1 pseudogene is annotated in these 415 nt (G+C 80.2%); it reads right to left on the bottom strand.

The features are described 5' to 3' along the window. Positions 1-305 (bottom strand): annotated as a pseudogene (locus tag GTW08_RS01580) (hypothetical protein); the annotation flags it as partial. Positions 306-415: the final 110 nt, after the last annotated feature.

Genomic DNA, 415 nt, shown 5'->3' with positions numbered 1-415 from the left:
CCCGCGCCCGTCCGCGGGCCGCCCCGGCCGATCAGGTCGAGCGCATGGGCACGCACGTCGGCCAGGGACTTCGCGCAGCCCGGCGATCCGGCGCAGGCGCTCACCCGCAGCGCGGGGTGCCCGGGGTCGACGACGAGTCCCGCCCCGGCCAGCCGGTCGGCGGCACCGGCTGCCGGGGTGGGCAGCACGAGGGTGCGCCACGGGGTGACCAGCAGCCCCGGGGCCTCACCGGCCAGCACGTCGAGCTGCGCGGCCGAGAGCTGCCCGAGCAGGGGCGCGACGCCCAGTGCTCCGCCGTCGGACACGCCGACGAGCACGTTCCCGCCCCCCGCGCGGCGGGAACGTGCTGATCGACCACCGGTGTCGCCCGCGGACCGGGCTCCGGGTCCCGGCGCGGGCGTCGTCCTGCGGCCGG

The organism is Pseudonocardia sp. SID8383, assembly GCF_009864975.1.
Lineage (GTDB): Bacteria > Actinomycetota > Actinomycetes > Mycobacteriales > Pseudonocardiaceae > Pseudonocardia > Pseudonocardia alni.
Note: the sequence above shows the minus strand (reverse complement) of the source record. Positions and strands in the feature narration are given on the sequence as shown.